The sequence below is a fragment of the Massilia sp. TWP1-3-3 genome (assembly GCF_049897805.1).
Classification (GTDB): domain Bacteria; phylum Pseudomonadota; class Gammaproteobacteria; order Burkholderiales; family Burkholderiaceae_D; genus Telluria_A.
The window spans coordinates 1-3608 of record NZ_JAFCWX010000083.1; the positions used below are offsets into that span (position 1 = coordinate 1).

Consider the following 3608-nt stretch of genomic DNA (forward strand, 5'->3'; position numbering starts at 1 on the left):
TGTGAACGGCTTCGCAAAACCGCCTAAATCTGGCTTTGACCGGCGCATTCATTGCACTCCCACAAGCATGCCCTGTTTCCAGGAGCGCGCCGTCTGAGGTGTGTGTTGGTCGATGCGCCCGTTCCGATTTGAATTGTTCCCGTCCCCATACTGCCAAACCTGCTGCCATCGAGCCGAAGCGCAATTCGAGCGCTATGACGCGGTCTTCGCCGGCCTTTTGGCGAAGTTCGGCGGTAGGAGCCGGGGCGGTAGCCCTTGCCGGACGGCCTTTCGTCCGGTAACTCCGTATCCCGCCGAAAGCATGGCGCGCGCCACTGGCGGCGAAAAGGCGGGGTTGCCTCAAAGAGTCTGGATTGGTTGGGCAGTGATGGCGGCTGGTTCGTTCTGGAGCAAGCGCCCTGGAGAGCGGCTGCGGTAAAACGGCCTTTGCCGTGCAGAAAAGACGGGGGCGGCGCCAACCCAAAACCTCACAAGTTTTTACCGGCGCGCCCCCTGCAAACCCCGAGCGGGGAATGTGCATCAAGTATCCCATCGCTCGCGTTGGACGCCCTGTCCATTCCTGATCGGCTTGACATGGAGCAAGCCGATGGATGCCGCACCAGTTGGTCGATTCTATCTTTGCGCGCGCCTTGCTTGCCGCGTCCAGGTGCTCGTGTGCCCCGATTGCGACCATGGCCAGATCTACTGCGGCCGTGCGTGTTCCGACATAGCGCGCCACATCACGCTCAAAGAGGCTGGCCAGCGCTACCAGAACGGTCGGCAGGGACGACATCGACATGCGCAGCGGATGGCTCGCTACCGGGATCGGAAAAGTAAAGTGACGCATCACCGTTCCCCTGCGCCCCCTTGCGATGTTCTACTGATATCGGTGCCCGCGATCGCGTCTGTGGCACCGGCGCCGGCCAGTTCGAGGCCGGCCATGGCGTGGCACTGCCGCTTCTGCGGTTGCCGATGTTCCGATCTCGTGCGCACCGACTTTCTCGAAGGCCGCGAGGCGCGCGATGGCGCAGGTTGGCGTGCAAACACGCGACGATGAGGAGATGAGCATGGCAGTCGATCTTGAAACCGAGGCAAAAATACTACGGCTCCACCATGTGGAAAAATGGCGCAATGGGACCATCGCCCGGCACCTGGCAATCCATCATGGCGTGGTTGAACGGGTGCTCAGCCAGGACGGCCTGCCCGGGACAGGCGCTGTGCGCGGATCGCCCATGTTCGAGCCCTACCTGCCGCTGATTCTGCAAACGCTTGAGAAGTATCCATCCCTGACGGCTAGTCGCTTGTACGGCATGATGCGCGAGCGCGGCTATCCTGGGGGGCCTGATCACTTTCGCCATGTGCTTGCCCATCACCGGCCACGGGCGCCAGCTGAAGCTTACCTGCGGCTGCGTACACTGCCGGGAGAACAGTGTCAGTGCGACTGGGCCCATTTCGACCACCTGACGATAGGACGTGCACGCCGGCCCCTGATGGCGTTCGTCATGGTGCTGTCGTACTCGCGGCTCATCTATCTGCGCTTCTTCCTTAATGCGCGCATGGAGAACTTCCTGCGTGGTCACGTTGGCGCCTTCGACGCGTTCGGCGGCTGCAGCAGGGTCGTCTTGTATGACAATCTGAAAAGCGCGGTGCTCGAACGCGAGGGCCAGGCGATCCGGTTCCATCCGACCCTGCTCGCCCTGGCCAAGCACTACCGCTTTGAGCCCAGGCCGGTGGCCATCTGCCGCGGCAATCAGAAGGGACGGGTCGAAAGGGCCATCCGCTACATCCGCAGCGCTTTCTTCGCCGCGCGCCAGTTCCATAACTTGGCCGACCTGAACACCCAGGCGGCAGCGTGGTGCGCGGGACAGGCATCGGACCGGCCCTGCCCGCAGGAGCCTGCGCTGACGGTGCGCGAGGCCTTCCGGCTTGAGAAGCCACTCCTGCTACCGCTGCCGGTGCACGCGTTTCCGAGCGACGAGCGGGTCGAGGTCAGTGTGGGCAAGACACCGTATGTCCGCTTCGACCTGAACGACTACTCAATCCCGCACACCTATGTCAGGCGCACCCTCACGGTCCATGCCAGCGAAGACACGGTGCGCGTGCTTGACGGGGCCGACGTGATCTCGTGCCTGGCGCGCAGTTACGACAAAGGTGCGCAGGTCGAGGAGCCGGCGCACATCGAACAACTCGCCGCCAACAAGCGCAAGGCGCGCCACCACCGCGGTATCGGGCGCTTGGCCAAGGCAGCCCCGGCAAGCGTGGAACTGATCGAGCAGGCGGCTAAGCGCAGCAGTAACCTGGGCACGATCACGGCCGGTTTGCTGCGTCTGCTCGAACGCTTCGGCGCGGACGAACTGCAGGCGGCAATCCTCGAAGCACTCGAACGCGGCGTGCCCCATCCGAACGCAGTGCGTCTTGCCTTGGAGCGGCGGCGCGAGCAACGCGGCCAAGCGCCACCGGTCGCCATGCTGCTGCCCGAGCATGTCGTCGCGCGCGACGCGCCGGTGCGCACCCATAGCCTGGAGAGCTACGATCAACTGAGCAGGGAGCATGACGATGATGAGCAAACCTGAAACGCTGCGCCAGCGCGCCGAAGCCTTGCACCTGCACGGCGTGCTGGCGAATTGGGAAGAAGCTGCGGCCTCCGACTGGATCGCCAATCTGCTGCAATGGGAGGAGGATGGGCGCGCGCGGCGCAGCCTGGAACGCCGTCTTAAAAATGCCCATCTGGGGCGCTTCAATCCGCTGTGCGACTTCGATTGGACCTGGCCGACCCGCTGCGATCGGGCTGCCGTGGAGGCGCTCATGTCGCTCGAGTTCCTGCGTGAGGCGGCCAACGTGGTGCTGGTGGGGCCGAACGGCGTGGGCAAAACCATGGTGGCACAAAACATCGCCCACCAGGCGCTGATCGAAGGTTATACCGTGCTGTTTACGAGCGCCGGCCAGATGCTCGGCGATATGGCGGCGCTCGACAGCGATTCGGCCTTGCGCAGCCGCCTGCGCTATTACGCCGCGCCCGATTTCCTGTGCGTCGACGAAGTCGGGTATCTGTCCTACTCCAACCGCCACGCCGACCTGCTGTTCGAATTGATCAGCCGCCGCTACGAGTCCAAGAGCACTTTGATCACGACGAACAAGGCCTTCACCGAGTGGAACGAAGTGTTCCCCAATGCCGGCTGCGTTGTATCGCTGGTGGACCGTCTGGTGCACCACGCAGAGGTCATCGCGATCGAAGGCGAATCCTATCGTCTCAAGCAAGCCAACGAGCGCGCAGCATTGCAGGCTAAGAAACGCAAATCAAAGGAGAGGAACAAAGGATGAAAATTCGACACCTGCATCTGCCGTCCGGTACGACCGAAGGCATCCCTGTCCTCATCGATGCAAACTGGTCGTTAGAGCAGGCCGTTGCCGTCTACGAAGTGATCGACGACTTGCGCGCACAAATCTGGCAGCACTACGGAACGAAAATTCAACAACACTACGTGAACGAACGTGTCATCGAGCGCGTCAACCGGGACATAGATGCCGCCGACGCTGACGAACCGTTCTGAGCGGTCGCTGCGCCATTGCGGTTGAGAAATCACGCGCTTCCAAAGCCAGATTTAGGCGGATTTACACCGCCGCTAACA

General features: G+C 62.5%; 4 protein-coding genes. 3 read left to right on the plus strand and 1 reads right to left on the minus strand.

The window, feature by feature from the left end; genetic code table 11:
- A partial coding sequence (locus ACP7D4_RS27680) for a hypothetical protein (protein ID WP_426212630.1) occupies positions 1–826 on the minus strand: 826 nt, incomplete at its 3' end.
- Between the two features lie 220 nt (positions 827–1046).
- Between ACP7D4_RS27680 and istA the strand changes: the two genes are divergently transcribed.
- From istA to ACP7D4_RS27695, 3 genes are read left to right on the plus strand one after another with little or no spacing between them, the layout of a single operon-like run.
- A complete protein-coding gene (istA, locus tag ACP7D4_RS27685; protein WP_426212631.1) occupies positions 1047–2552 on the plus strand; it encodes an IS21 family transposase in 1506 nt (501 codons plus the stop codon).
- Positions 2539–3300 (plus strand): IS21-like element helper ATPase IstB, encoded by a 762-nt coding sequence (gene istB / locus ACP7D4_RS27690; protein WP_426212634.1) that lies wholly within the window; start codon positions 2539–2541, stop codon positions 3298–3300. The genes istA and istB overlap by 14 nt, the downstream gene beginning before the upstream one ends.
- The gene (locus ACP7D4_RS27695) at positions 3297–3530 is read left to right on the plus strand and encodes a hypothetical protein (protein WP_426212633.1); all 234 of its coding nucleotides are present in this window, start codon (positions 3297–3299) and stop codon (positions 3528–3530) included. Before istB ends, ACP7D4_RS27695 begins: the two co-directional genes overlap by 4 nt.
- The last annotated feature ends 78 nt before the right edge of the window (positions 3531–3608 follow it).